We start from the raw sequence: 2,330 nt of genomic DNA, 5'->3' as shown, positions 1-2,330 counted from the left end.
GATCTGCGTCCGTTCATCGTTTTCATGTTCACTCAACCCCCTGAGTCCATACACTGCACATCGTGCGTTTTGTTTGTACGCCAAGCGTCGCCGTGTATCGCCTGCACCCGGTCAACGCAGGGCCTGTTCAGCAACGGCTCAAGGCCGCGCCAGCACCACTTCGATTTCCACCAGCATTCCCGGCGCCGCCAGCCCCGCCACCTGGAAAGCGGATCGCGCCGGCAAGTTGGGCTGCGACTCAGTGCCGAAGTACAGGCGATATGCGCGCATCATGCCCTGGAAGTCCATCGCGCCACCCGGCTCGGGCGCGACCAGATAGATCTGCATTTTCACCACATCGCCGAAGGTCAGGCCCTTGGCCGTGAGCGATGCCTCGAGTCGCTTGAATACGGACAGGGTCTGCGCCTCGGTATCGCCCCAGAACTCTGCCGAGTAGCGCTCGGCGTCAGGGTTGGCGGGCGCCGGGGTCATACCGCTGTGATAGACCAACGTGGTACCGGGCAGGATCTCCACCGCCTGTGCAATAGGAAAGTCGCTGTCGGGCAGCTTGTGCCGCCGTACCTCGGCCTGTGCACCGGCGGTCGCCAGACCGAGCGCCACAGCGGAGGCCGCAGCCAGAGTGGAGTGCTTGTTCAACATGGGAGAATCCTCATTGGAAGTTGATGAATAAATACCGGTGCCCAAGGCTGGCTCCAGCGTGGCGATATAGGCGATCACATCCTGTATCGCCTGCTCGTCCTCGAGCAATGTACTGGATACGCGCATGCGTGTCCCGGCAAGATCCGCCGGCACTGCACCGCGCACGCCGTCGCGAAAGTGCTGCAGCTGACCCTGTAGATACCAGCCGTCGAGACCGGCCAGTGGCGGTGCCAAAAGCACTGCATTGCCCTCGCCGCCCTGACCGTGGCAGGCAGCGCAGCTGCGGTAGATCTGCGCACCGCGCTCTGCATCCCCTGCGCGCGGGCGCTGCGTGGAGACAGGATCCGCCTTCATGGCACCTACAAAGGCTACCGCGCGCTCCAATGCCGCATCATCGAGGGCCGCCGCCTGCGGGCGCATGGCGGCACCGGTGTCATCTCCAGGGTCAGCCCCGCGCCAACCGGCTCTGAACGCCTGCAACTGCTGGCGCACATACCAGGCGGGCAGGCCCGCCAGGCGCGGCGCGTTGACCGAGCGGTTGCCCTGCAGCTGTGACCCGTGGCAAGTAGTGCAGCTGATCAAGTCTGCCGGTACCACGGGCAGCTCACCCGCCATGACCATCTCTGTCTCTGTCTCTGTCTCTATCTGCATCTGCGAGCTGTGCTGGGCAATGACAGTGCCGGGCGCGACGGCAAGCACAGCGCTGCAGAAAAAAAGAACAGCGAGTGCGGGGCGCGCACTCACGTCGAATGCTCCGCGAGAGCACTCTCGGCATCCACCCGCGCACGTACTTGCTGCAAGGCGTGATGGGCGGAGGAAAAAGCCCCCTCCTGCCAACCCGGGTGATAGCTCATCTGATCCCCGATCAGCAGATGGCGCCCGTGCAGCGGCTGCTGCAGATAGGCGAAGTGACGCTGGCGGGATTCCGCATCCCAGCCGGCACCACACCCCATGTGGTGGTTCATGCGCTGCCAGGGCACACTGACGAAGGCGCCAGCATGCTGGCGTGCATTGGGGTGCAATTTTTCCATCTGATCCATGGCCGCGGCATAACGCGCCTCGGGAGACATGCGCGCGAAGGCCTCGGCGTAGTCTGGCGACCACGTATAGGCTGCGAGCAGCACGCCGCTGTCCAGATGCGCGCCGTGGGAGGGATACCAGACCTGCTCTATGGGCTGGCTGGTCCAGGAGATCCCCCCGTAGATATGCTCCTCCTCCCAGAAGCGGTGGTTCATCTGTACGCCCAGCTTGAACAGCTTGCCGCGCCGGGTGCTGCGCAGCGCCTCCACATAGCGCGCCGGGAAATTGTGATCCACACCGGGCAGCAGGTGCATGGGGATATTGTTCAGGCAGTAATCCGCGCGCAGCCGGTGGTGTGCGCCGTCGTGCTGGTAGATGACTTCCACGCCGTCGTCCTGCACACGGATACGTTGCACCAGCGCGTGGGTGAGCATGGGGCTGCGGATATTGCGCTCAAAGGCATTGACGATCATGTCCATACCGCCGCGAGGCTGCATCAGTGGCGCGGCCTGATCTTCGCCCTCGCCAAAGTGCATCTTGAAGCGCCAGAAATCGGACTTGAGAATCTCGCGAAAATCCAGCCGCGGCAGCAATTCACCGGGCTCCAGCATGCCCGCCGTGGGCGCGGCGAGACCAGGCTGACGGTAGCCGCCGCGACGCGAGCCGTGGTA

2 protein-coding genes are annotated in these 2,330 nt (G+C 63.9%); both read right to left on the bottom strand.

Annotated features, from left to right (window positions below; all coding sequences use genetic code 11):
- Positions 1-138: 138 nt before the first annotated feature.
- Positions 139-1,260, bottom strand: a complete 1,122-nt coding sequence (locus tag VBE63_RS27605; protein WP_323686193.1) for a c-type cytochrome — start codon at positions 1,258-1,260, stop codon at positions 139-141.
- 119 nt (positions 1,261-1,379) lie between these two features.
- On the bottom strand, positions 1,380-2,330 hold a 951-nt coding region (locus VBE63_RS27600), incomplete at its 5' end, for a flavin monoamine oxidase family protein (RefSeq protein WP_323686192.1).

It is taken from the genome of Lamprobacter sp. (genome assembly GCF_034860625.1).
Classification (GTDB): Bacteria; Pseudomonadota; Gammaproteobacteria; order Chromatiales; family Chromatiaceae; genus Lamprobacter.
Note: the sequence above shows the minus strand (reverse complement) of the source record. Positions and strands in the feature narration are given on the sequence as shown.

Excerpts from the sequence above, each read along its gene's own strand:
- VBE63_RS27605 (WP_323686193.1), bottom strand. The coding sequence starts at position 1,260 with ATGGTCATGGCGGGTGAGCTGCCCGTGGTACCGGCAGACTTGATCAGC.